Genomic DNA, 25,389 nt, shown 5'->3' on the forward strand with positions numbered 1-25,389 from the left:
GAAAACCTCTGCTATCGGACTTCCAAGAACAACTCTCCGTACCGATGACAGCAGCATCACAGGATGCGCAGGCTCGCCCCGAGTGAGTCGGCCAGTCCCGTTCGATGCGGCTTTGTCACGTCCGTACGGCGTGCGTGCCTTGGGAGACCACAAACCCGCTAAAGCACTGTGGTATTTCCCTTCATGAAAGTCTTGAAAGGCCAGGACATCCTGGCATTGGGTTTTATGACCTTCGCGCTGTTCGTCGGCGCGGGCAACATCATCTTCCCGCCGATCGTGGGCCTGCAGTCGGGGCCGCACGTTTGGATGGCCGCGCTGGGTTTCCTCATCACCGCGGTCGGCCTGCCGGTAATCACCGTGGTCGCGCTGGCCAAGGTCGGTGGTGCGATGGATACCCTGAGCCACCCGATCGGCAAAGTCGCCGGTGGGTTGCTGGCGGCTGTCTGCTACCTGTCGGTCGGACCGCTGTTCGCCACCCCGCGTACCGCCACGGTCTCCTTCGAAGTCGGCCTGGCGCCGCTGACCGGGGAGGGCGCTCTGCCGCTGTTCCTCTACAGTCTGGTGTACTTCCTGATCGTGCTGGTGATCTCGCTGTATCCGGGCAAGCTGCTGGATACCGTCGGCCGCTTCCTCGCGCCGCTGAAGATCATCGCCCTGGCCGCCCTGGGCATCGCCGCCTTCATGCTGCCGGCGGGCCCCATCGGCGTTGCTGAGCCGGCCTACCAGGCCGCGGCGTTCTCCCAGGGTTTCGTCAATGGCTACCTGACCATGGACACCCTGGGTGCGCTGGTCTTCGGTATCGTCATCGTCAACGCCATCCGTTCCCGTGGCGTGCAGTCGCCGCGGCTGATCACCCGCTATGCCGTCATTGCCGGGCTGATCTCCGGGGTTGGCCTGGCGCTGGTGTACATCAGCCTGTTCCGTCTGGGCGCTGGCAGCCACGACATCGCCGCCGGTGCCGCCAACGGCGCAGCCGTCCTGCACGCCTATGTGCAGCACACCTTCGGCTCGCTGGGCAGCACCTTCCTCGCCGTGCTGATCGCGCTGGCGTGCCTGGTCACCGCCGTAGGCCTGACCTGCGCCTGCGCCGAGTACTTCTGCCGCATCCTGCCGCTGTCGTACCGCAGCCTGGTGATCATCCTGGCGGGCTTCTCGCTGCTGGTGTCGAACCTGGGGCTGACCAAGCTCATCCAGTTCTCCATCCCGGTGCTGACCGCCATCTACCCGCCGTGCATCGTGCTGGTAGCGCTGAGCTTCTGCGCCAGCCTGTGGCGCTCGCAGACCCGCATCGTCGCTCCGGTGATGGTGATTTCCTTCGCATTTGGCATCATCGACGCGCTCAAGGGCGCCAAGCTCGACGCCTGGATGCCGTCCTGGATGGAGCATCTGCCGTTGGCCGAGCAGGGCCTCGCCTGGCTGATCCCCTCGGTCGCCATGTTGGCCGTGATGGTGGTGATCGACCGTCTGCTGGGCAAACCCCAGGAAGCGATGGCCTGATCCCGCCGTACTGAGCCACCAATGAAAAAGGCCGCCCACAAAGCGGCCTTTTTCATTGCTCCAGCAGATGCTTGGCGGCGTCCTTCGTGGACTCGTCGGGTACTATTTGTGCTTCAACTGCTCGTAGGACTTGACCATGTCCCGCGCCCAGCCATCGAGCAGGGCCTTGGCGTCGTTGGCGGTCATGACCTGGGAGGAGTTTTCCAGCTCGGTGCCGGCGCCCTTGCGGACCACCTGGGCGACCACCGTGCCGTTGCTGCCATCGAGGAAGGCGGCTTCGGTGGCGATGCTGGTGTCCTGGTCGCGGATGCCGGTAGCGGTGCTGACGCCGGCAGCGATCAGGGCGATGGGGATGACCTCATAGGGCTGCAGCCCCTTGGTCGAGGCGCTGACGGCGGTGATCGCCGGACGCACGATCAGCACGCCCGGGCCGGGGCCGCTGGCCAGCGGCAGGGCCTTGGAAAATTGCGTCTGCAGGGCCTGATCATAGTACTTGGTGATGCCATCCAGGGTGCTCTGCGGAATCTTCTCGCTGGCTTGTGGTTGTGGATAGAGCTGGCTCGGCTCGACGTACACGCTGGTGAACTGGCTGACGTCGATACCGGGTTTGATCCAGCGCATCACCGGCGCACCGGAAGGGGACTTCTCTTCCTTGAGGACCTTGTAGTCCTTGAGGAAGCCGGAGTAGTTCTCGGGCTCGACGTACTTGCTTGCGCAGCCGGCGAGCGTGATGGAAGCCAGGCACAGGGCCAGGAGTTTGGTGTGCATCGAGTCGCTCCTTGTAGGTACAGCAGGGGTTGGATCGCGTTCTACGTCGCGTGAATGCTTCGTTTGGCGTGAGTGGTCAGAATCGCCAGGTCGCACCGCCGCCAAGAATGTGCAGGGCCGCATTGCGATAGGTGCCGGATAGGGTTTCACCAGAGCGGGACTTGGTCTGCTCGTCGTCCATGTCGCCGAGCCACACCAGGGTGTAGGCGAGATGCAGGTCGAGGCCTTCCTCCAGCTCGTAGTTCACCCCGGTCGCCAGGCGCCAGGCCTCGCCCATGGGGTTGTCGACGGTGCGGTCCTTGTCGTCCACCGCCGAGCTGTCGTAGCCCAGGCCCATGCTCCAGCGCAGGCGTGGGTTGGCCTGATACTGCGCGCCGACGGAGGCGTGCCAGGTGTCCTTGTACTGACGGTCGACGGTGCGGTCGACGCCGCCGGCGTTGGCGTCGACTTCCACGCCGATCTGGCCGAAGTCGCTCCAGTCCTGCCAGCCCAGGCTGCCCAGCAGCTTCCATTGCGGTTCGAGCTGGTGGGCGATGCTCAGGGTCGCCGTCTGCGGGATGTTCATGTCCAGTTCCAGGGAGTCGACATCCAGGCGATTCAGGGCGGCATTGATGATCGGGTTGCTGACCTTGCGTACATCCGGGCTGTCCCTGAACTCCAGCTTGACCTTGCTGGTGTAGGCGAGGCCGATCTGCGTACGGTCGCTCACGTGGTAGAGCAGGCCCAGGTTGACCCCGGTGCCGACGTCGGTGTCCTTGTATTCCAGCTGGCCGTCCGGCCGGTCCGCCAGCCCGAGCAGGTTGTTGTTGATGGCCATCTCGGTGCGGTAGTAGCCGTAGACGAAGCGCGGACCGATGCCCACCGTGAGGTCGTCGGTGAACTTGTGCGCCAGGGTCGGCTGGAAGGACACGCCGATCACTGCCGCCTCCTGCGTGAAGTAGCGGCCGGCCCAGTCGTCGTCGTAATCGAGCGCCAGGCCGAAGTTGCCGTACATGCCGAAACCGATGGCGGAGCGGTCGTCGATCTGGTGGCTGATGAACAGGCTGGAGCCCGGCAGCCATTGCAGGGCGTTGCCGCCTTCGTTGCCATCGAACTGGTTGTCGCTGTCACGGGAAAAGCGGATATCGCCGAGGATCACCTGGGCGTTGACGCTGATCTGCGTGCCCTTGAGTTCGGCGATTCCGGCCGGGTTGCTCATCAGCACGCTCGGATCGGCAGCCAACGCAGCAGAGCCGGCGTTGGCAAGGCCATTGCCTTCCTGCCCGGCCTCGTAGATCAGGATGCCGCCCGCCAGAGCAGGGCTGCTCAGGCAAGCCAGGAAGACTGTCGATAGCAGATAAACAGAAGCAGGCTTGGTTCGTAGGTGATCCGCGTTCATCTGGCGCTCCGGGTGCATACCGTTAGCCACCGCCCCAGATTCAGGTCTGTGGTGGCTCAATGCTCCGAATGCTGTCTGGAGTCGACTGCTGATTCCCCATTGAGTGGGGGACTGTGAAATCAGCCTAGATAGCCAAATGCGATGTGCAAGCCGACTTTAAATTCTTAGTGAAATTAATGCCCACCGCATCCCCCTTCAGATGCAAACCGCTTGCTCAGCTCTGCCGGGGAGTGCGTGAGCCAGGATGAATCTCTCGGACGTGAAATGAAAAAAGCCGACGTAGTGCCGATTGTAGGAGATCGCCAGCTGGGGAAATCATGCACTACCAGGAGCGGTGACCGTTCCCCAGCTCTGCTGCACGAGGCCCGCCAGCATTGCTGTGCATGCTCGAAGTGGCGATGGCAGAAGCCAAGGCTGCAGAGCACGCCGCCAGCCTCCCTGGTTTTGCCTGCCCGCATCATGGCAACCCGCTTCCATAGCGAAGTATTACCGGTGGGCTACTGTTATCCAGCAGGCCGTGGCACGGCAGTGTGGCTGGAGGGCAGCTCCAGCACGCCATCGGCAAGGAACCCGAACCCACGGTACAAGGATCATCCCCGTGTCCACGCGTGAGCAGATTGCTGGCCTGGAAGCCGCCGTGTCGGCGCAGGTGCTCGGCCAGGAAGAAACCGTCCGCCACATCCTGCTGGGCCTGCTGGCCAACGGTCACGTCCTGCTGGAAAGCCTGCCCGGGCTGGCCAAGACCCGCACCGTCAAGGCGCTGTCGAAGCACCTCGATGCACGCATGAGCCGCGTGCAGTTCACCCCCGACCTGTTGCCGTCGGACATCACCGGTGCCGAGATCCTCCAGCAGACCGAGCAGGGCAACCAGCTCAGGTTCCAGCCGGGGCCGCTGTTCGGCAATGTCATCCTCGCCGACGAGATCAACCGCGCGCCGGCCAAGGTGCAGGCGGCGTTGCTCGAAGCCATGGAAGAGCGCCAGATCACCGTCGCCGGACAAACGCATCGGATGCCTGGCCTGTTCATGGTGCTGGCGACGCAGAACCCCATCGAGCAGGAAGGCACGTACCCGTTGCCCGAAGCGCAGATGGACCGCTTCCTGATGAAGCTGCTGATCGACTATCCCAAGGTCGAGGACGAGTCCCGCATATTGCAACTGGTGCGCGCCGAGGAGCGCAGCCAGCAGTCCGGCACCGAGCCGCTGGAGATCACGCCGCTTGCCCAGGACGCCGTGTTCGCGGCGCGCCGGGAAGTGGGCGACGTGCATGTCTCGGACGCCATCGACCGCTACCTGATCGACCTCATCCATGCCTCCCGCCGACCCGCCGACTATGACGCCGACCTGGCCCGCTGGTTGAAGGTCGGCGCCAGCCCGCGCGGCGGCATCAGCCTGGACCGCGTTTCCCGCGCCCACGCCTGGATGGCCGGCAATGATTACGTCACGCCCGACGATGTACGCGCTGTCGTGCATCCCGTTCTGCGCCATCGCCTGCTGCTGTCCTATGACGCGGTGGCCGATGGCGTCGGTGCCGATCAGGTGATCGACCGGCTGCTCGACAAAGTCGCGATTCCGGCCTGAGGAGGAGGGCGTCGATGGCGGATCAGCAGCCGGTCGCCGATGGTTTCGTCTACGCCTCGCTGGACCAGCTGATGCTGCTGGAACATCGCGTGCGCGGCCTGAGCTTCCTGTCGCGGCAACCGTTGTCCAGCATCCTTTCCGGCAGCCACGCGGCGCGCCTGCGCGGCCGGGGGCTGAGCTTTGACGAGCTGCGCCAGTACAACCCTGGCGACGACCTGCGTCATCTGGACTGGCGTGCCTCGCTGCGTTACGGCAAGCCCTTCGTGCGCAGCTATACCGAGGAGCGCGACCGTCCCACGCTGCTGCTGGTGGACCAGCGCATGAGCATGTATTTCGGCTCCAAGCGCAGCTTCAAGTCCGTGACCGCCGCGGAGATTGCCGCGCTTGGCGCCTGGATGGCCCTGCAGGCGGGTGACCGGGTCGGTGGCCTGGTGTTCGGCGACCGCCAGATCGAGTACATCCGCCCCTTGCGCAGCCGGGCCAGAGTCGAGGCGCTGTGTGCGGCCGTCGTGCGGCACAACCATGCACTGCAAGCCACCCGCAGCGACGACGATGCACCCGGCCAGCTCGACCGGGCGCTGCGCCAATGCCTGGGGGTAGCGGGGCACGACAGCCTGGTGGTGATCATCAGCGACTTTGCCGGCGTGACCGACCAGACGCTGCAGCTGTTGCGGCAGCTGAGCTCGCATAACGACGTGCTGGCCTTGCAGGTATTCGATCCGCTTGCCCTGCGCCTGCCGGACCGCGGCCGCGTGACCGTGACCCAGGGCGAGCTGCAGGTGGAACTGGAGGTTGGCCGGCGGCAGGTGCACCGGCCGCTGGGCGAGTTCCTATCCGGCCGCCTGAAGGACGTGGCGACCCTGCTGCGCCGCAGCCAGGTGCCCTTGATGATGTTCAGCAGCGGCCGCGACAGCCTGGAGCAACTGCGCGGCGAGCTGGGGCGCCTGGCCCGATGAGCACTCCGCGCATCGACCAGCTCCAGGAACTGCCGCCGCCACCGACGCTGGTCAGCTACTGGCCGCAGACCTGGGCCTGGGCGGCACTTGCCCTGCTGCTCGTGGCGGCCTTGGCCGTGTGGGCGCTATGGCGCTACCGGCGATGGCGGCGCGACCGCTATCGGCGCGAGGCGCTGCTGCTCCTGGATGATCTGGGCGAGGCCCTGGCGGACCCACAGCGTCGTCTTGCCGCGCTGCGCCAGCTGCCTTCGCTGCTCAAGCGTGTGGCGTTGTCGATGCCCGGTGGCGAAGCCACGGCGGCGCTGGGTGGCCGCGCCGGCGCAGCTATCTGCAAGGCCGCAGCCCGGCGCAGCTGCCGGCCGATCTGGATCAGCGGCTGGCCATGCTGGCCTATGCGCCGGATGAGCGCGTCCAGGCACTGGGTGAGCAGGAGGCGCAGGCCCTGCTGGCGGTCTGCCGGGAATGGATCGAGGTGCACCATGTGGCAGTTTGACCTGCCCTGGCTGCTGCTCCTGCTGCCGTTGCCCTGGCTCGCCTGGCGCTACCTGCCGGCCTACCGGGAATCGCGCAGCGCCTTGCGGGTGCCGTTCTTCGCCGCCATGAGCCGCGCCGTGGGACAGGAACCCAGCCGCGGCGGAGCCGCCGGCGGGCGCTGGCAACTCCCGCTGAACCTGCTGGTGTGGGGACTGGTGCTGGTGGCGTGCGCGCGTCCGGTGCTGGTGGAGAAACCCATCGAGCGGGTGCGGCCGATCCGCGACCTGATGCTGGCCATCGATATCTCGCAGTCCATGGAGACCAACGATTACCTCGATGCCGGTGGCCAGCGGGTGGACCGCCTGAGCATCGTCAAGGACGTGGTGCGCGACTTCATCGGCGAGCGCAAGGATGACCGTATCGGCCTGATCGTCTTCGGTACCGGCGCCTTCGCCCAGGCGCCGCCGACGCAGGACCACGCCAGCCTGCTGATGTTGCTGGACGAAGTCGGCATCGGCATGGCGGGGCCGAACACCGCCCTGGGCGATGCCATCGGCCTGACGCTCAAGCTGCTCAAGGACGCGCCGGAGCAGGAAAAGGTGCTGATCCTGCTCACCGACGGCAACGACACCGCCAGCGCCATCACGCCCAGCCACGCGGCGGCCATGGCCCATGAGCGCGGTGTGGTGGTGCACACCATCGGCATTGGCGACCCCGCGGCCAGCGGCGAGTCGAAGGTGGACCTGAAGACGTTGCAGTATATCGCCCACAGCACCGGCGGGCGCTACTTCCGAGCCGGCGACCGCGAGGCGTTGAAGGCCGTCTACGTGACGCTGGACCAGATCACGCCGCACCAGGTGAAGACCCTCAGCCACCAGCCCAAGCTCGACCTGTTCTGGGTGCCGCTTGGCGCTGCATTGACGCTGCTGGTGCTGTCGCACCTGTTGGCGGCCATCGCCGGACGATTGGCCGTGCCAGGCGATTCGCGCGCCAACCGGGAAGTGGAGGGCTGATGGACATCGACCTCAGTGCCTTTCATTTCCTGCGGCCGTGGTGGTTGCTGCTCCTGCTGCCGGGAGTGCTGCTGCCGCTGCTGTGGAGCCGGCGTCACGATCTGGCCCGCCGCCTCGACGGCATCATTGCACCCCATCTGCTGGCGCACCTGGTGATCACGCCCACCGAACGCCAGCGTGTGCGCCCGGTACAGCTGCTCGGCGCCGTGCTGGTGCTAGGCGGCGTGGCGGCGGCCGGGCCGACCTGGGAGCAGGACCGCCCGGCCTTTCTGGAGAATCGTGCGCCGCTGATCCTGGCGGTGGACCTGTCGCCCTCCATGGCCGCCAGCGATGTTCCGCCGTCACGCATCGAGGCGGTGAAGCACAAGCTCCACGACCTCATCGTGCGGCGGCCGGGCAGCCCGACGGCGCTTATCGCCTATGCCGGCAGCGCACACCTGGTGCTGCCCGCCACCGACGATGGCGGCTTGCTCGACAGCTTCCTGCAGGCGCTGTCCCCCGGCCTTATCCAGCGCAGCGGCAAGGACGCGCTGGGTGCCATCGAGATCGCCAAGCGACTCCTGGCGGCCGAGCAGTCGCCGGGTACCCTGGTATTGCTGACCGATGGCGCCGACCAGCAGCAGTTCGACGCCATCGACAAAGCCCTGCGCGGCAGTGATCTGCAAGTGCTGGTGCTCGCCGTAGGTAGCCAGGATGGCGGCTTGCTCGACGGTGGCCAGCAGGACGCCGCCGGCCGCCCCTTGTTGGCCAGCTTCGACTCGGACGCCTTGAAGGGCCTCGCGGAGGCGGCGGATGCGCCACTGGGCAGCCTGACCCTGGGGGATGACGACCTGGACTGGATCGAATTGCACGCCCAGCAACATTTCCAGGCGGCCCAGGGGGACGAGCAGCAATTGCACTGGAAGGATGCCGGATACTGGCTGTGCTGGCCGCTTTTGCTGCTCGCGCTGCTGAGCGTGCGCAAGGGCTGGAAGGTGCACTGGATGAGCGCACTGTTGCTCGCCGTCGGGCTGAGTGGCGCCCCGGAACCGGCGCGTGCCGGCGCGCTGGCCGATGCCTTTTTTACGGCGGACCAGCAGGGGCGCTGGGCTTTCGAACACGGCCATTATCCGCAGGCGGCTGCGCATTTCCGTGATCCATTCTGGAGGGGGCTGGCCGCTTATCGCGCCGCAGACTACCCGCTGGCCCTGAGCAGTTTCGCCCGGCTGGATTCGTCCGAGGCGTACTTCTACCTGGGCAATACCTATGTGCGCCTGTCGAAGTTCGATCAGGCCATCGACGCTTATCGTCAGGCGCTGCAGCGCCAGGCGGACTTTCCAGCCGCCACCGCCAACCTCGCCCTGGCGCTGGCCCTGCAGAAGGACCGCGAAGACCAGCAGGAAGCCGGCCCGCCCGACGAAAAGCCCGACCAGGAGGTCTTCGACAACACCGCCGGCAAGGGCAAGAGCGTGCCCCGCGCACGCGCCAAGGCCGACTCGGACGAGCAGTGGCTGAACAACCTGAGCACCTCGCCGGCACAGTTCCTGCGCCGCAAGTTCCTGCTGCAGGACGCCGCAGTGGGGACAGGGTCATGACGCGCGCGCTGCTGCTGTTGCTGTTGTGCTGGCCGTGGCTGGGCTTCGCCGCCGAGCCGGAGGTGAAGGTCCGTACCCAGTTGCTGCCGGGCGATTCGGTGCTGGTCGGTGGGACGCTCACGTTGCAGGTCGATCTGCTGGTGGACACCTGGTTCGCCCAGCCGCCGCAACTGCCCGCGCTGAAGGTTGCCGGCGCGGTGGTCTCCGAGCCGAGCAGCGAGGCTGCCCATCTCAACGAGAAGATCGCCGGGAAGCCGTTCTTCGGCCTGCGCTACGGCTACCAGATCACCCCGCAGAATGCCGGGGAATTCACGCTGCCTGCGCTGGATATCCAGGTGCAGCCAGGGCAGGGCAGCGGTCCGCTGAAGATCACCAGCCAGCCGCTGCACTTCACCGCCAAGGCCCCCGCTGGCGTTGCTGCCGACGGCGGTCAGCGCCTGGTCGCCAGCCAGGTGCAGATGACCCAGCAGCTCAAGGCTTCCCGCGAGCCACTGCGGGTGGGCGACAGCGTGACCCGCAGCCTGCACATCACCGCCGAAAACGCCCAGGCCATGCTGATTCCCGCGCCGGACTTCGCCGAGGTGAAGGGGCTGCGCCGCTACGTGCAGTCCCCGACGGTGCAGGCCTTGAGCGATGGGCGTGGCGGCAGCAGCGGCGGTGAGCGCATGGATGCGGCCACCTACGTGGTCAGCCAGGCCGGCGATTTCCAGCTGCCGCCCATCGAGTTGCACTGGTGGGCGGCGGACAGCGGGGAACAACGTACTGTTTCGGTCCCTGCGCTGGAGCTGTCGGCCCAGGCTGCGGCCGTCTACAAGGCGCCTTTCTCCATCAGCGATGACCTGCGCGAGCTGGGGCGCCATGCCCAATTGCGTATCGCCCGTCACTGGTTGCTGCTGGCCGTGTTACTGGCGGTTCTGGTGGGCGCGGGTTACGCCGCGCATGCGTGGGGCGCGCCGTTGCGTACCGGCGTGATGAATGCCATCGAACGCCGCCGCCAGGCATGGCGCGAGTCGCCTGGCTACGCCTGGCGCCAGGTTCGCTCCCAGCTCAAGGGCGACCCGCCGCAGCTCGGTGCGCTGTACCTGTGGCTGCGGCGGACAACCGGAGGTCGTGAATTAAGCACGGCAGTGCCTGATGGTTCCGTCAAACCCGGCAATTCTTTGCTAGCGTTTCTCAGGGCCCGTTACGGCCGGGCCGATGCGCAGGTGCGTAGCGCTCCCGCCCAACTGATACAGGCGTTGCCGGAAATCCACCGGGAGATGGGCCGCGGCAAGCCGGCGAGCCTGCCGGCCCATGCCCTCAAACCTTTGAATCCGTGATCCAGGGATGTGACATGCCTTCGTACCTTGCGCGACCGATTGCCCGCTGGATGCTCCTGCTGCTCTGCCTGCCGCTGCTGGTTCAGGCGGCGGACGAGTTGCCATCGTGGAACGAAGGACCCTCGCGGCAGGCGATCATCGAATTCGTCGAGGCCGTGACCCACGAGGGCGGCAAGGACTTCGTGCCGCCGGCCGAGCGCATCGCCGTGTTCGATAACGACGGTACGCTGTGGAGCGAGCAGCCGATGTACTTCCAGGTGCTCTTCGCCCTGGACGAGGTGAAGCGGCAGGCGCCGCAGCATCCGGAGTGGAAGCAGAAGCAGCCGTTCAAGGCGGTGCTCGAGGGCGACCAGAAGACCCTCGCCGCCAGCGGCATGAACGGCATCCTGGAGATAGTCGCCGCCACCCATTCGGGGATGAGCACCGAAGATTTCATCGCCAACGCCCGCCGCTGGCTCGCCAGCGCCAAGCACCCGCGCAGCCAGCGGCCCTACACCGAGATGGTGTTCCAGCCGATGCTGGAGCTGCTGGGCTACCTGCGGGCCAACGGCTTCAAGACCTACATCGTCTCCGGTGGCGAAGTGGCGTTCATGCGCGCCTTCGCCGAAGAGGTCTACGGCATTGCGCCGGAGCAGGTGATCGGCACCACCCTGGGCAGCCGCTTCGAGGACCGCGACGGCAAGTTGTCGATCCAGCGCCTGCCCAAGCTGGTGCACAACGACGACGGCCCCGGCAAGCCGGAGAGCATCGACAGCATCATCGGCCGCCGGCCGATCCTGGCCTTCGGCAACTCCGACGGCGACCTGCAGATGCTGCAGTGGACGACCGCCGGCAAGGGGCTGCGCTTTGCCGGCCTGGTGCACCACACCGATGCCCGGCGGGAGTGGGCCTATGACCGGGAGAGCAAGGTCGGGCGCCTGGACAAGGCGCTCGATGAGGCGAAGAGCAAGGACTGGGTGGCAGTGGACATGGCAAAGGAGTGGAAGCGTATCTACCCGTTTGATCAGTAAGACCAACAAGTGAAAACCGCAGGGGCATGGGGATCTCCAGTCGAGCAGTCGGTATCTCCAGTGACGCAGTCGTGGCAAACGATGAGTAACTGGAATGGAGAGACAACAATGAAGCGCACGGGAAGATGGTTATCGCAGTTCGCCCTCGCGGCGACCGCGATAGTGGGGTGTACGGTCGCCAGCGCTGCTGACAAGCCGAACATCCTGGTGATCTTCGGCGACGATATCGGCCAGACCAATATCAGCGCCTATTCGTTCGGCGTGGTCGGCTACCAGACGCCGAACATCGATCGCATCGCCAAGGAAGGCATGATGTTCACCGACTACTATGCGGAGAACAGCTGCACCGCGGGGCGTTCGACCTTTATCACCGGGCAGTCGATCCTGCGTACCGGGCTGTCGAAGGTGGGCATGCCGGGCGTCCCGGTCGGCCTGCAGGACCGCGACGTCACCATCGCCCAGGCGCTCAAGGCCCACGGCTATGCCACCGGCCAGTTCGGCAAGAACCACTTGGGCGACAAGGACGAGTACCTGCCGACCAAGCACGGCTTCGACGAATTCTTTGGCAACCTGTACCACCTCAATGCCGAAGAAGAGCCCGAGCGCCCGTACTGGCCCAAGGACGACCCGGACTTCGTCAAGGCCGCCTCTCCGCGCGGCGTGCTCAAGGCCACCGCCGACGGCAAGATCGAGGACACCGGTGCGCTGAACAGCAAGCGCATGGAGACCATCGACGACGACACCACCCAGGCCGCCATCAACTTCATCGACAAGCAGGTCAAGGCCGACAAGCCGTTCTTCGTCTGGATGAACACCACGCGCATGCACGCCTTCACCCACGTGCGCGAGTCCATGCAAGGGCAGAGCGGCATGCCGGGCAACGAGTATGCGGATGGCATGATCGAGCACGACGGCGACGTCGGCAAACTGCTCAAGGCGGTGGATGACCTGAAGATCGCCGACAACACCATCGTCATCTACACCACCGACAACGGGCCGAACCAGTGGTCCTGGCCGGATGCGGCAACGACCCCGTTCCGCAACGAGAAGAACTCCAACTGGGAAGGCGCCTACCGTGTACCGGCGATGATCCGCTGGCCGAACCACGTCAAGCCGGGCAGCGTGTCCACCCAGATGTTCTCCGGGCTGGACTGGTTCCCGACGCTGCTGGCCGCCATCGGTGACACCGACATCAAGGACCGCCTGCTCAAGGGCGCCGATATCGGTGGCAAGAACTTCAAGGTGCACCTGGACGGCTACAACCAGCTCGACTACCTGACCGGCAAGACCGACAAGGGTGCGCGAAACGAGTTCTACTACTTCAACGACGACGCCGAGCTGGTGGGCATGCGCTTCGGTGACTGGAAGATCGTCTGGTGCGAGCAGCGTGCACCGGGCGGGCTGAAAGTCTGGAGCGAGCCGTTCACCTGCCTGCGGGTACCCAAGCTGTTCAACCTGCGGATGGACCCCTACGAGCGGGCGGACGTGGTGTCGGACCAGTACTACGACTGGCTGACCAAGAACGATTACCTGATCTTCCAGGGCACTCGCAAGGCCGCAGCCTTCCTGCAGACGTTCGTCGATTACCCGCCGAGCCAGCGCCCGGCCAGCTTCAGCATCGATCAGATTCGCAAGGATGTGGACGCGAAGATCGAAGCGAAGATGAAGCAGGGCAGCAAGTAGTGATCCACGCATTGGGCAGCGCTCCGGCATTGCCCACCTCGATCCCCGCGACAGCTGTGCTGTCGCGGGGATTCTTCTGTTCGACAAGGTTGTCTCGATGCCGTCACCTGTCAGTTCGTCGACCATGAATGCTCGCCCCGCCAGACAGGCCGCCATTGGCGTTCCGCGCCGGCTGGCCATGTGGATGCCGGCTCTGCTGCTGTTTGCTTCCGGCGGTGCGGCGCTGGTGTTCCAGGTGCTGTGGGTGAAGCAGTTGTCGCTGGTGGTCGGTGTGGAGGTGTACGCCGTGACCACGGCGATCAGCGCCTTCTTCGCCGGCCTGGCGCTGGGAGGACTGGCTTTCGGGCGGCTCGCCGATCGGCTGGCGCGGCCTTTGCGTCTCTATGCAGCGCTGGAGGTCCTGGTGGCGCTGCTGGCCGTCGCGTCTACCGTGGCGCTGGCCAATGCCGCCAGCGCTTTCGCGTTTCTGGAGGAAGCCTTCGGCATCCTGGCCTGGGCGCTGCCGTTGGTGCTGGTGGGCGTGCCGGCATTCTTCATGGGCGGCACGCTGCCGGTGCTGGTGCGCGCCGTGGAGCCCGCCGACGGGCAGATGGGACGCGCGGGCGGCAGTTTGTACGCCGCCAATACCGCCGGCGCCATCGCCGGCACGCTGATGGCGGCGTTCGTCTTCCTGCCGATGCTTGGCGTGTTGGCGAGCGCCTTTGCGGCAGCCGTGTTCAATCTGATCGCTGCCGCAGGCGCGCTGACGCTGCGGCGCGAGCCCGCCACGCCAGTGATCGCAGGTGAATCGCTGGCCGCTCCGCGCGGCAAGGCGGCGCGCCTGGCCATCGCCCTTTACTGCGTGGCGGGTGGCGTCGCGCTGGGTTACGAGGTGGTCTGGACGCAATCCATCGTCCAGTTCATGAGCACCCGTACCTTTGCCTTCGCCGTGGTGCTGGCCACCTATCTTTGCGGCCTGGTGCTGGGCAGCGCCCTGTATGCCCGACGCGCGGACCGCCTTCGCGACCCCTGGGGCCTGTTCGGCCTGCTCATCGCGGCGGCCGGGTTGCTGGCCATCCTGCAGGTCGCCGGGCTGGGTACCTGGCTGGTCGGCCTGCAGACCCGCGCCGAATGGCTGGTGCTGCAGGCCGGTGGCAGCGAACTGGCGGGCATGTGCGCGCGCTTCGCCGTGGCCGCGCTGTGCGTGGTGTTCCTGCCGACCACCCTGCTGGGGGCGGCGTTCCCCATCGCCCTGCGCCTGGCGGTGGACCAGCAGCACGTGGGGCGCGATGTGGGCATGGTGGTGGCGCTCAATACCCTGGGCGGCATCGTCGGCGTGATGCTGACGGGGTTCGTCCTGGTGCCGGGGATCGGCCTGGTACGCACCCTGGCGGTCCTCGGAGCTTTGGCTGCGTTCATCGGCCTGCTGGCAGTCTGGCGGGGGGAGGGCGTGGGCAAGGTCCCGCGCATTGGCGTCGCCATGGTCGCGGTCCTGACACTGGCCATCGGCGCAGTGACGCCAGCGCAGCATCTGGCGCAGCTGATGCCGGGGGCGCGCAACGGTCAGATCAGCTTCTATGCCGAGGGCCGCGGCGGCACGGTGGCGGTGATCGAGCAGGGCCGGGGCGACAACCGCTTCAGCCGTCTCTACATCCAGGGCGTTTCCAACACCGGCGATGCCATGCCGTCGCTGCGCTACATGCGACTGCAAGCGCTGTTGCCGCTACTGATCCATAACGGCGAGCCGCGTTCTGCGTTGGTCATCGGTTTCGGCACGGGCATTACCGCCGGAGCGATGCTGCGTTATCGCGACCTGCAGCACCCGGTGGTGGCCGAGTTGCTGCCCGAGGTACTGGCCGCCGCCCCGCGCTTCAAGGGAAACTTCGACGCGATCCACGACCCGCGCCTGGATATCCGCCTGCGCGATGGGCGGCGTGAGCTGCTGCGCAGCGCCGAACGCTACGACATGATCACGCTCGAACCGCCACCGCCCTCGGCTGCCGGGGTGGTCAACCTGTATTCGCGGGACTTCTATGAGCTGGCGGCGTCGCGGTTGGAGGAGGACGGCATAGTCGCCCAGTGGTTGCCGCTGCCGACGCAGAACGATGAGGAAAGCCGCTCCCTGGTGCGCAGCTTCATCGATGTCTTCCCCAATGCCACGCTCTGGACGACCGAGTTCCATGAAATGCTCCTGGTGGGCTCGCAGCAGCCTCTGCATCTGGACGTGACGACCATCCGCCAACGCTTCGAACAGCCCGATGTGGCCGCTGCGCTGGGAGAGGTGGGGATCGATTCGGTCGAAGCGCTGCTGGCCACCTGGGTGACCGACCGCGCGGGCCTTGAACGCTATGCCGGCGATGCGTTGCCGGTCACCGACGACCAGCCGCGAATCGAATATGCGCCGTGGGTACGTTCCAAGGAAATCGCCCGTGTGCTGCCAACGCTGCTGGCCCTGCGCACGGCACCGCCACTGGAGAACGCCGTGCCATCGGTCCGCGCGTCAGTCGACGATTACTGGGCCCGGCTGCGGCGCTTCTACGATCTGAGCCTGCACGCGTACCGGGGCGACCGCCAGGCCTGGGCACGGGATGCGCGGCAGGTGGCGGTCGATGACGGCGACAATCCCTATTACCGATGGTTCCTGGGCTCGCCTTGAGCGTCAGGCTCAGCCGGGTTCATGTGCCGTGCCGCCAGTTCCAGCGCGCCTCGGCCACCACGGCGCAGGCAAGCTAGTAGGGGCAGCCAGGGAATGTCGGTGACACGCACCGAGCCGGCCGGCACCATCCGCACTTCCCCGGCGGTGCCACCGGCAGGGCCGCCATCGGGCAGGTAGACCAGCAGCCAGTCGTCCCGAGTTTCCAGGATCAGCGCGAAACGAAACCCGACGTCCTCCCCCACCAGGCCGACCTTGGCGCCTTCCACTTCGTCCATTCCGGCGAAGCGCGCCGTGGCGTCCTTGAGCAACTGGTAACCCGGCAAGTTGCTCAGCAACCGGTCTTCCAGCGTGCGCAGCGAGGCCGCCGCGGCGCGGGTCCTTGCCAGCAACCCGGCGAGAAAGCACAGCAACAGGAGCAGAACGATGCAGGCCAGCGTTACCGAGGTGACACCCCAGGCGGTGAAGCCGGTGAATAGTGGCAGGATCTTCTGCACCGGTGGAGTGAGCAGGTGGATGGCCTTTTCGATCAGAATGAAGAGCAGCACCAGCGGCAGGATGAACAGCAGCCCACCGGCGATGGTGGTGCGGATGAACTTCAGCATTTCGACCTCCTTGGGGAAGCCGGCCGACGACAGCGCAACGCAGCCGGTGAATCGATGGCGGGCTCAGCCTGCCGTGACGGCGACGATGATCGGACCGCACACCGCCAGCAGTACGTTGGAAATGGCGTAGCACACCGTGAAGCCAATGACCGGTGTATTGCTGCCGGACTGCTCGATGATCTTGTTCATCGAGGCCGCTTCGGTCTGCGCGCCGGCCAGGGCGCCGAACAGGATCATCGGGTGCAGCCCCAGTACGTAGCGGCCGAAGTAAAGCGTCACCAGCGGCGGGATGATGGTCACCAGGGCGCCGGAGAGCAGCAGCGCCGCGCCCTGGCTCTGGATCGCGGCGATGGCGGCGGGGCCGGCCAGCAGCCCCACCACGGCGCCGAAGGCGGTCAGCCCGAACTCCGAGAAGGCCCATTGTGCGGCCGGGGGCAGGGCGCCCACTTCGGGATGCCGCGAGTTGTACCAGCCGATCAGCAGGCCGGCGAGGAGCATGCCGCCACCGATGCCGAGTTCCACCGGAATCATGCCGATGTGGGTGGAGAGCATGCCGACCAGCGACCCCACGACCATGCCCAGGGTATGGATGGCGATATCGCTCTTGTAGTTGCTCGCCCGGATGCGGCCGATCTGCGCGGCAAGCGCCTCGACGCTGGCCGTGCGGCCGACCAGGGTGATGACGTCGCCACGGCGCAGCACGGTGTCGGGCAGCAGCGGCAGCTCCAGGCCTTGCCGGGTGATGGAGCGGATGTAGCAGCCCATTCGGTCGGCGCCGACCAGCAGCGTCTTGATCTGGTGGATGGTCTTGCCGGCCAGCCGGGGCGAGGTCAGGACGATATCGGCATCGCGGGTGGCGAAGGACATGCTGTCGGGGTTGTCGATTTCCGGGCCGATCCAGTCGTTGAGGTCGGCCACGGCTTCGCGCAGGGCGTAGACGCCGAGGATGTCGCCGCTCTCCAGTCGCAATTGCGGGTCGCGCTCGAGAATCTGACCGCCACGGATGACCCGCTCCACGCTCAGCGCGGCGTGCAGCGCCTCGACATCGGCGATGCGCTGGCCGATCGCTGCCGCCGACTGGGCACGATGGGCACGGACGACGATGCGGGTGTAGGGAATGCTGATGGCGTTCTCTTCGCGCTCGATGCCCAGCTCCCGTTCCAGCTCGCGCGCGCTCTGGCGCAGGTCGACGCGCAGCAGCTTCGGCGCGATGCTGCCGACGAAGACGATCAGGCCGATGGTGCCGAACAGGTAGGTAATGGCATAGGCCACCGCCATGTGGCTATTGAGCTGGCTCTTGGCGGCATCGTCGATGGCCAGCTGGGAAATGGCGCTGCTGGCGGTGCCCATGATCGCCGTGTCGGTCAGCGCTCCCGCGCCCAGGCCGGCGGTGAAGCCGGCGTCGAAGTGGAACAGGTGATACATGCCGAGGATGACGCCCAGGGCAGTGGCGCAGAGCACCACGGAAAGCAGTACCAGCTTCAGGGTGCCGCGATTGAGGCTGCCGAAGAACTCCGGGCCGCTCTTGAAACCGACGGCATAGATGAACAGCGCGAAGAACACCGACTTCAGCTCATGGGGCACTTCCAGGCCGATCTGCCCGATCAGCAGGCCCATCAGCAGCGCGCCGGCGACCGAACCCAGGTGAAAGCTGCCGATCTGGATCCGCCCCAGCAGAACCCCCAGGGAGATCGCCAGGAACACCGCAATCTCGGGGTTGGCGCGCAAGGCGTGGAGGAAAAAATCGAGCATCGACGCGGCTCCCTGTCGAAGTGGCGTCCGTGCAGTATGGACGGTGAATGCCGAGCTGCCGTTATGCAGTGGAGTGTGGAACGAGTTTCTCTTTAGTGCGATTTCGCCGCGCGACCCCCACCATCGAAAATCCTCGACTAGTCTTGTGCAGACTTCATGTGGATCGCTCCAGAGCCTGTGCCCAGGCTCTCGTCGTGGATAGCGATTTCCCTGGCCGGCGCCGTGCGCCGGCTCACCACGAGAGCGCCCATGGCAGCAGCCAGCGACCTGATCATCTGTGAGTACTGCGATGCGGTGTACGAACGCCAGCCGCTGCAGCGACACCAGCGTGCACTGTGCGTGCGCTGCGGCGGGGTACTGCATCGGCACAACTCACTGTCCGTGCAGCAACGCCTGGCGCTGGCGCTGACCGGCGCGGTGCTGCTGGCCTTCGCCAACAGCTACCCGGTGATGACCATCAGCATGCAGGGCCTGAGTAATTCGGCGACGCTGTGGGACGCGGTGATGATCCTGAGCAGCGGCCCCATCACCTTCATCGCACTGGTGACAGCGCTGGCCATCATCCTCGCGCCGGCGCTGCAGGTAGCGCTGCTGATCTGGGTACTCGGCTTCGCCCTGGCCGGGCACCGCGCGCCGGCCTTTGCCGGGTGCATGCGCTGGCTGGAGTCGTTGCGCCCCTGGAGCATGCTGGAGGTCTGCCTGCTGGGCACCATGGTCGCGGTGATCAAGCTGGCCGGCCTGCTCGATGTGATACCCGGCATCGGCCTGCTGGCGATGGCCGCCCTGAGCGTGCTGATCATCTACATCGCCGGCAAGGACATCCGCGATCTCTGGGAGCGGGTATGAATACGCCCCCGCTCGCCGCTCAGCTGAACCTGTGCCTTTGCCACGGCTGCGGCGCCGCCTGCGATACGCGCAGCGGCGGCCATCATTGCCAACGCTGTGGTGCCCCCCTGCACCCGCGCAAGGCCGATGCCATCACCCGCGGCTGGGCGTACCTGGTGGCGGCGCTGATCTTCTACGTGCCGGCCAACCTGTTGCCGGTCATGCACACCGAGATGCTCGGCCAGGGCATCGACAGCACCATCGGTGGCGGCGTGCTGGAGTTCTGGGAAAGCGGCGCCTGGGACATCGCGCTGATCATCTTCATTGCCAGTATCGGCGTGCCGGCGATCAAGTTCTTCTCCCTCGGGCTGCTGCTCTGGACTGCCCAGCGCCGCAGCAACTGGGCACGCCGCCAGCGTTCGCAGCTATACCGTTTCGTCGAGCTGATCGGCTACTGGTCGATGCTCGACGTGATGGTCGTCGCACTGGTGGCGGCCCTGGTGCAGATGCATGAACTGGGCACCATCGAGCCGCGCGCCGGCATCCTGTTCTTCGGCATGGTGGTGGTCCTCACCATGCTTTCCGCCATGAGTTTCGATCCACGACATATCTGGGACGACGGAGATCCGATTGATGGAGCAGGACACCCCTAAGCACGCCGCCCCCGGACAGCCGCAGGTACGCACGCGGCGCTGGAATGTATCGCTGGTCTGGATCGTGCCGATCGTGGCGCTGCTGGTGGGCGCTTCGCTCATCGTGCGCAACTGGATGGAGCAGGGGCCGACCATCGAGATCTCCTTCCGCACGGGGGAGGGCCTGGTCGCGCACAAGACCCAGGTGAAGTACCGCAGCGTGGTGATCGGCGAGGTCGAAGGCGTCGAGCTGGCCAAGGACAAGAAGAGCGTCACCGCCAGCGTCAAGTTGAACAAGGAGGCCGAATCCTTCGCCACCGAGGGGGCGAAATTCTGGGTCGTGCGGCCACGCATCGGCGCTGGCGGCGTGACCGGCGTCGACACGCTGTTGTCGGGCAATTTCATCGGTGCCGACGCCGGTGAATCGAGTGCGCCGAAGAAGCGCTTCACCGGCCTGGAGCTGCCGCCGCCGATCACCTACGGGGAGAAGGGCAAGAGCTTCGTCCTGCGCGCCGACGACCTGGGCTCGCTGGATATCGGCTCGCCCATCTACTACCGCAAGATTCCGGTGGGCCAGGTGACTTCCTACGCCTTGCGCAGCGATGGCAAGGGCGTGGACCTGGGCATCTTCATCGAGTCGCCCAACGACGCTTTCGTGACCCAGAACACAAGGTTCTGGAATGCCAGTGGCGTCGACGTCAACGTCAGCGCCAACGGCCTGAAGGTGAACACCGAATCGCTGTCCGCGCTGCTGGTCGGCGGGCTGGCCTTCGGCACGCCCGAGGGCAGCGAGGAAACGGCCGCCGCCCAGGACAACGAAGCCTTCGACCTCTACGTCGACCGCGACAATGCCCTGGCTCCGCCCACCGGCCTGCCGCAGTACCTGCGCCTGCGCTTCGACCAGTCGATGCGCGGCCTGAGCGTGGGCGCACCCGTGGAGTTCATGGGTGTCGAGTTCGGCAAGGTCACCAACATCCAGCTGGACTACGACGAGAAGCTGCAGATTTTCCCGGTGGTGGTCGATGCGGTGATCTACCCGCAGCGTCTGGGGCCCGTGCACCAGAAGATGCTCAAGGTCTTCAACAGCAGCGTGGGCGACCAGGGCGGCGTCACCCGCGTGATCGGCAGCTTCGTCGAGCACGGCATGCGTGCCCAGGCGCGCAGCGGCAACCTGCTGACCGGGCAGCTGTACATCTCGCTGGACTTCTATCCCGACGCCAAGCCGGTGGCCTTCGATGCCAGCGCGCGGCCGCTGCGCATCCCGACGGTGCCCAGCAGCCTGGCGAAACTCCAGGAACAGTTGCAGGCGGTGGTCGACCGCATCGGCAAGCTGCCGCTGGAGCGCATCGCCAACAACCTCGACGGCAACCTGCGTGAGCTGCAGGGCAGCCTCAAGCAGTTCAATACGCAGACGTTGCCGGGCGTCACCCGGACGCTCGATGAGGTGCGCACCACGCTCGCCACGGCCAACTCGGCGCTGGGCGAGAACTCGCCGCAACGGGAAAAGCTCAGCGACACCCTGGATGAGCTGGACCGCATGTCGCGCTCGTTGCGTGACCTGTCCGACTACCTCGGTCGCCACCCGGAATCCTTGATCCGTGGTCGTCCGAAGAACGCCAACGCCGACAACCTGCAGCCCTGATTCGCGTACAAGGAGAGACTTCAGATGCCGAAGCTGCCCATGCTGCTCCTGGCCGCACTGTTCCCCGTGTTGTCGGGCTGCAGCAGCGCTCCGATCCACTACCACACGCTGGTTCCCGCACAGCCGGGCAGCCCCGCCAGCGGCCAGGTACGCGTCGAACGGGTGGAGATGCCGCCGCAGGTCGATCGCTCGCAGATTGTCGTCCGCCAGGGCGGCAGCGGGCTGTCGATCCTGGAAACCGAGTGGTGGGGCGCCAACCTGGTGGACGAGTTCCGCAATGCCCTGGAGGACCAGCTCGGCGCTCCGGGGCCAGGCGCTGCATTGCTGCGCGTGGAAGTGCAGCGCTTCGATTCGGTGCCGGGCCAGTACGCGTTGCTCGATGCCCGTTGGCGCCTGCAGCGGCCCGGCTCGAACAAACCGCTGAGCTGCCGTAGCAGCCTGCAGACGGCGGCCAACGGTACCGTGGACGGGCTGGTGGTCGCGCACCAGGCCAATGTGCGCAAGTTCGCCGAACTGGTGGCGCAAGCGAACGCCAGCGGCGGCACGCGTTGTCCTTGATGTTCGGGGCAGGGTGCCAACCGAATCTTTACGAGTACTGAACGCGATACCCTTGGACCGGTGTGCCGCCACGCACGCCGGGGCTTGCAGGTTGGCGCGCGCGATGTCGTTGCACAGGAGAAACCTTCCCGATGAGCTCATCCGGCAAGCCAAGGACAACGCTGAACCCTCCGGTCTTCTATACCAGCGCGGCGCTGATTCTGCTGCTGGTGCTCTACGCCGTGCTCTTCAAGAGCCAGGCCCAGACGCAGTTCGAACACATCCAGCAGTGGATCTTCACCAACGCCAGTTGGTTCTACATCCTCGCGGTGGCGCTGATCCTGATCAGCGTGGTGTTCCTCGCGGTCAGTCGCTACGGCGACATCAAGCTCGGGCCTGATCACAGCGAGCCCGAGTATCGCAGCAGCAGCTGGTTCGCCATGCTGTTCTCCGCCGGCATGGGCATCGGCCTGATGTTCTTCGGCGTGGCCGAACCGGTGATGCACTTCACCAGCCCGCCGGTGGGCGAGGCGGGCACGGTCACCGCGGCTCGCGAAACGATGAAGATCACCTTCTTCCACTGGGGCCTGCATGCCTGGGCGATCTACGCCATCGTCGGGCTGATCCTGGCCTACTTCAGCTTCCGCAAGGGCCTGCCGCTGACATTGCGCTCGGCGCTGTATCCGCTGATCGGCGAGCGCATCTACGGCCCGATCGGCCATGCAGTGGACATCTTCGCCATCCTCGGCACGGTGTTCGGCGTCGCCACCTCACTGGGTTATGGCGTGCTGCAGATCAACAGTGGCTTCCACCACCTGTTCGGCCTGCCGGTGAATGCGACGGTGCAGATCATCCTCATCGCCGCGACCTGCGCCCTGGCGACACTCTCGGTGGCCAGCGGCCTGGACAAGGGCATCCGCATCCTTTCCGAGCTGAACCTGGCGCTGGCGGTGATCCTCATGCTGTTCGTGCTGCTGCTCGGCCCGACCGTGTTCCTGCTGCAGACCTACGTGCAGAACACCGGTGCCTACCTCTCGGACATCGTCAACAAGACCTTCAACCTCTATGCCTACGAGCCGACCGACTGGATTGGCGGCTGGACCCTGCTGTACTGGGGCTGGTGGCTGTCCTGGTCACCGTTCGTGGGGCTGTTCATCGCACGCATCTCGCGCGGGCGGACGATACGCGAATTCGTCTGCGGCGTGCTCTTCGTCCCGGCCGGCTTCACCCTGCTGTGGATGACCGTGTTCGGCGATTCGGCGATCCACATGATCCTCAACGAGGGCGTGACCACCCTGGCGGCGGTTGTTGATCAGGACAGTTCCCTGGCGCTGTTCGCCTTCCTCGAGCACTTCCCGCTATCCAGCGTGGTGTCGATGGTGGCGGTGCTGATGGTGGTGGTGTTCTTCGTCACCTCGGCAGACTCCGGGGCGCTGGTGGTGGACATGCTCGCGTCCTCGGGGCACTCCCACTCGCCGTTGTGGCAGCGCATTTTCTGGTCGGTGAGCATTGGCGTGGTGGCGGTGGCATTGCTGCTGGCGAACGGGCTGAAGGCCCTGCAGACAGCGACCATCGCCAGTGCGTTGCCATTCTCGGCGATCCTGCTGGCGTCCATCTGGGGACTGTTCCGCGCGCTGCACCTGGATGCCACGCGGCGCGGCCTGCGCCACCAGTCGCTACCTGCGCCGCGGCATGCGCCACACCACGAAGGCGGTTGGCAACGGCGCCTGCGCAGTATTGCCATGCGCCCCCGGCGCGCCCACGTGACTCGCTTCATTGCCGAGGTCGTGCGGCCGGCTTGCGAGGAAGTGGCCGCCGAGTTGCGCAAGCAAGGCCATGACGTGCAGGTGCTGGAGCGCGAGGATGGCCGCGTGGCCCTGGAGCTGGTGCAGCCGGGGGAGGGCCATTTCCTCTATGAAGTCCGCCCGCGGGCCTTCACCAGCCCCAGCTTCGTTCTACTGGAGGAGGACGAGGGCACCGAGGCGCGCAAGTACTTCCGCGCCGAGGTTCACCTGCGCGAAGGCGGGCAGGATTACGACGTAATGGGGTGGAACCGCGACGATGTGATCTCCGACATCCTCGACCAGTACGAGCGGCACCTGCATTACCTCCATGTCGTGCGCTGAACTCAGGGCTTGTTCGGCGCCACCTTGTCGAGAATCTGCCGGGCCAGGGCATGGTAGAGCGACACCGGCGCTATCCAGCCGGAAATGGCCGCGGCCAGCAGCGTGGCGGCGAGCATGGGAATGGCCAGGTCCGGGCTGTGGGAAAGCTCCAGCACGATCACCGAGGCGGTCAATGGCGAGCGCGTAACGCCCGCCAGATAGGCGCCCATGCCGAGCAGTGCACAGGTCTGCGGGTTGACGCCCGGCAGCAGGGAGAGCAGGGGCGCGAACCCCGCGCCGACGCTCAATGATGGCGAGAACAGGCCGCCAGGAATTCCGGCCAGGTACGAGACCACGTTGGCGAGGAACTTCCAGAGCAGGAAGCTGGCGTCGGTCACCGGGTTGCCGTCGAGCAGGGCGCGGGTTTCCTCGTAGCCGGTGCCGAACACGTGGTTGCCGGAAATCACGCCGAGCAGTGCCAGTGCAAGCCCGCAGACAGCAGCGAAGCGCACCGGGAAGCGCTCTCGCACGGCGCACATCCGGCCGATCCAGCCGTGCTGCGCCGGCAGTACCAGCTTCACGTAGAGCCCACCGAGCACGCCGCCCAGCAGCGCGCAGGCGGGCACTTCACTCCAGCCCCAGCCCGTGGGCAACCCGCCGCTGATGTCGCCAAAGTAGGAGTAGTGCCCCATCAGGCCCAGGGTGACCACGCCGCCGATCAGTACGGCGGTCAGCACCAGCCCGCTGAAGCGCTGCTCGTAGGTGCGGCTCAATTCCTCGATGGCGAAAACCACCCCGGCAAGGGGTGTGTTGAAAGCTGCCGCGATGCCGGCGGCGCCGCCCGCCAGGATCAGCCCTGCCACGGTGCGTCGGCCGTGGAGGCCCAGGCGCGTGCCGAAGGCGTAGATCACCGCGGCGCCCACGTGCACGGTAGGCCCCTCACGGCCGACCGAGCCACCGACCAGCAGGGCGCCGAGGGTGAACAGCATCCGTACCAGCGCCACCGGCAGGGCGAGCACCTGCGCACGGAATCGCCGCGATGGCGATTCCAGCGCGGCAATCACCTGCGGGATGCCACTGCCTTTCGAGTTCACGAACCAGCGCTGGGTGATCCAGGCCAGCAGCGCAAAACCCAGCGGTGTCGCCAGTAGCGGCAACCACGGGGATACCTGCAGCATCCGCTGGAACAACCCGAAGGAGCGATCCGCCAGCCAGGCAAAAGCCAGGGCCACCAGCCCCACCAGCAGGGCGCCGACCCAGAACGCGAGGTGCTGCCGCCATTTCAGCCAGCGCGAGCGAAGCAGTCGCCGCGTGCGCTTGCTCGCGGCGGAAACGCTTCGTGCATCGGGTTCATCTTGGAGGTCAGAGTCGGACATCGGCGGGTAGAGGTTTCGTCCCAGAAAGACCG

The 25,389-nt window shown here is 66.1% G+C and carries 19 protein-coding genes and 1 pseudogene; 15 read left to right on the forward strand and 5 right to left on the reverse strand.

All coding sequences use genetic code 11. The features are described 5' to 3' along the window. Positions 1-183 precede the first annotated feature (183 nt). Complete coding sequence (brnQ, locus tag A9513_RS11005; protein WP_065084751.1) at positions 184-1,497, forward strand: branched-chain amino acid transport system II carrier protein; 1,314 nt, start codon at positions 184-186, stop codon at positions 1,495-1,497. Positions 1,498-1,599: 102 nt separating this feature from the next. Here the strand turns inward: brnQ and A9513_RS11010 are convergent, their stop codons facing one another. Together A9513_RS11010 and A9513_RS11015 are read right to left on the reverse strand one after the other, a co-directional pair. Further along, positions 1,600-2,265, reverse strand: a complete 666-nt coding sequence (locus A9513_RS11010; RefSeq protein ID WP_065084752.1) for a DUF3313 domain-containing protein — start codon at positions 2,263-2,265, stop codon at positions 1,600-1,602. 76 nt (positions 2,266-2,341) lie between these two features. Then, entirely contained in the window at positions 2,342-3,643 is a 1,302-nt protein-coding gene (locus A9513_RS11015; RefSeq protein ID WP_065084753.1) for an OmpP1/FadL family transporter, read from the reverse strand. 598 nt (positions 3,644-4,241) lie between these two features. On the opposite strand from A9513_RS11015, the gene A9513_RS11020 reads away from it, so the two are divergent. The 9 genes and pseudogenes from A9513_RS11020 to A9513_RS11055 all read left to right on the forward strand — a co-directional run bounded on the left by A9513_RS11020 (position 4,242) and on the right by A9513_RS11055 (position 15,886). Continuing rightward, on the forward strand, positions 4,242-5,222 hold the full coding sequence (locus A9513_RS11020) for a MoxR family ATPase (protein WP_065084754.1): 981 nt from the start codon (positions 4,242-4,244) through the stop codon (positions 5,220-5,222). 14 nt (positions 5,223-5,236) lie between these two features. Continuing rightward, on the forward strand, positions 5,237-6,178 hold the full coding sequence (locus tag A9513_RS11025; protein ID WP_065084755.1) for a DUF58 domain-containing protein: 942 nt from the start codon (positions 5,237-5,239) through the stop codon (positions 6,176-6,178). Continuing rightward, positions 6,175-6,435: pseudogene (locus A9513_RS36750) on the forward strand (DUF4381 family protein); the annotation flags it as partial. The gene A9513_RS11025 and the pseudogene A9513_RS36750, both read left to right, overlap by 4 nt. Before the next feature lie 222 nt (positions 6,436-6,657). Continuing rightward, positions 6,658-7,665 (forward strand): VWA domain-containing protein, encoded by a 1,008-nt coding sequence (locus A9513_RS11030; protein ID WP_065084792.1) that lies wholly within the window; start codon positions 6,658-6,660, stop codon positions 7,663-7,665. Continuing rightward, positions 7,665-9,239 (forward strand): VWA domain-containing protein, encoded by a 1,575-nt coding sequence (locus A9513_RS11035; RefSeq protein WP_065084756.1) that lies wholly within the window; start codon positions 7,665-7,667, stop codon positions 9,237-9,239. The genes A9513_RS11030 and A9513_RS11035 overlap by 1 nt, the downstream gene beginning before the upstream one ends. After that, the gene (locus A9513_RS11040) at positions 9,236-10,558 is read left to right on the forward strand and encodes a BatD family protein (RefSeq protein ID WP_065084757.1); all 1,323 of its coding nucleotides are present in this window, start codon (positions 9,236-9,238) and stop codon (positions 10,556-10,558) included. The genes A9513_RS11035 and A9513_RS11040 overlap by 4 nt, the downstream gene beginning before the upstream one ends. 14 nt (positions 10,559-10,572) lie before the next feature. After that, positions 10,573-11,568, forward strand: coding sequence for an HAD family phosphatase (locus A9513_RS11045; protein ID WP_065084758.1), 996 nt, complete (start codon positions 10,573-10,575; stop codon positions 11,566-11,568). Between the two features lie 108 nt (positions 11,569-11,676). Continuing rightward, entirely contained in the window at positions 11,677-13,251 is a 1,575-nt protein-coding gene (locus tag A9513_RS11050; protein WP_054907956.1) for an arylsulfatase, read from the forward strand. Between the two features lie 124 nt (positions 13,252-13,375). After that, the gene (locus A9513_RS11055; RefSeq protein ID WP_065084759.1) at positions 13,376-15,886 is read left to right on the forward strand and encodes a fused MFS/spermidine synthase; all 2,511 of its coding nucleotides are present in this window, start codon (positions 13,376-13,378) and stop codon (positions 15,884-15,886) included. Here A9513_RS11055 and A9513_RS11060 read toward each other — a convergent pair. Continuing rightward, positions 15,859-16,488 carry a hypothetical protein gene (locus A9513_RS11060; protein WP_065084760.1) on the reverse strand — a complete coding sequence of 210 codons (630 nt, stop codon included), beginning with the start codon at positions 16,486-16,488 and terminating at the stop codon, positions 15,859-15,861. The two genes, A9513_RS11055 and A9513_RS11060, sit on opposite strands and share 28 nt — an antisense overlap. 63 nt (positions 16,489-16,551) lie before the next feature. Further along, positions 16,552-18,240, reverse strand: a complete 1,689-nt coding sequence (gene aspT, locus A9513_RS11065) for an aspartate-alanine antiporter (protein ID WP_065084761.1) — start codon at positions 18,238-18,240, stop codon at positions 16,552-16,554. A 249-nt stretch (positions 18,241-18,489) separates the two neighbouring features. On the opposite strand from aspT, the gene A9513_RS11070 reads away from it, so the two are divergent. The 5 genes from A9513_RS11070 (at position 18,490) to A9513_RS11090 (ending at position 24,002) form a co-directional block, all read left to right on the forward strand. Then, a complete protein-coding gene (locus tag A9513_RS11070; RefSeq protein WP_024762438.1) occupies positions 18,490-19,086 on the forward strand; it encodes a paraquat-inducible protein A in 597 nt (198 codons plus the stop codon). Then, positions 19,083-19,718 (forward strand): paraquat-inducible protein A, encoded by a 636-nt coding sequence (locus A9513_RS11075; RefSeq protein WP_024762437.1) that lies wholly within the window; start codon positions 19,083-19,085, stop codon positions 19,716-19,718. Before A9513_RS11070 ends, A9513_RS11075 begins: the two co-directional genes overlap by 4 nt. Then, the gene (locus tag A9513_RS11080) at positions 19,699-21,339 is read left to right on the forward strand and encodes an intermembrane transport protein PqiB (RefSeq protein WP_024762436.1); all 1,641 of its coding nucleotides are present in this window, start codon (positions 19,699-19,701) and stop codon (positions 21,337-21,339) included. Before A9513_RS11075 ends, A9513_RS11080 begins: the two co-directional genes overlap by 20 nt. 24 nt (positions 21,340-21,363) lie before the next feature. Further along, positions 21,364-21,897, forward strand: a complete 534-nt coding sequence (locus tag A9513_RS11085) for a membrane integrity-associated transporter subunit PqiC (protein WP_024762435.1) — start codon at positions 21,364-21,366, stop codon at positions 21,895-21,897. A 131-nt stretch (positions 21,898-22,028) separates the two neighbouring features. After that, a complete protein-coding gene (locus tag A9513_RS11090; protein ID WP_065084762.1) occupies positions 22,029-24,002 on the forward strand; it encodes a choline BCCT transporter BetT in 1,974 nt (657 codons plus the stop codon). A gap of 2 nt (positions 24,003-24,004) precedes the next feature. Here the strand turns inward: A9513_RS11090 and A9513_RS11095 are convergent, their stop codons facing one another. Continuing rightward, positions 24,005-25,357 carry a chloride channel protein gene (locus A9513_RS11095; protein ID WP_065084763.1) on the reverse strand — a complete coding sequence of 451 codons (1,353 nt, stop codon included), beginning with the start codon at positions 25,355-25,357 and terminating at the stop codon, positions 24,005-24,007. Positions 25,358-25,389 lie beyond the last annotated feature (32 nt).

Source organism: Pseudomonas sp. AU12215, from assembly GCF_001675465.2.
In the GTDB taxonomy this organism is placed as follows: Bacteria; Pseudomonadota; Gammaproteobacteria; order Pseudomonadales; family Pseudomonadaceae; genus Pseudomonas; species Pseudomonas nitroreducens.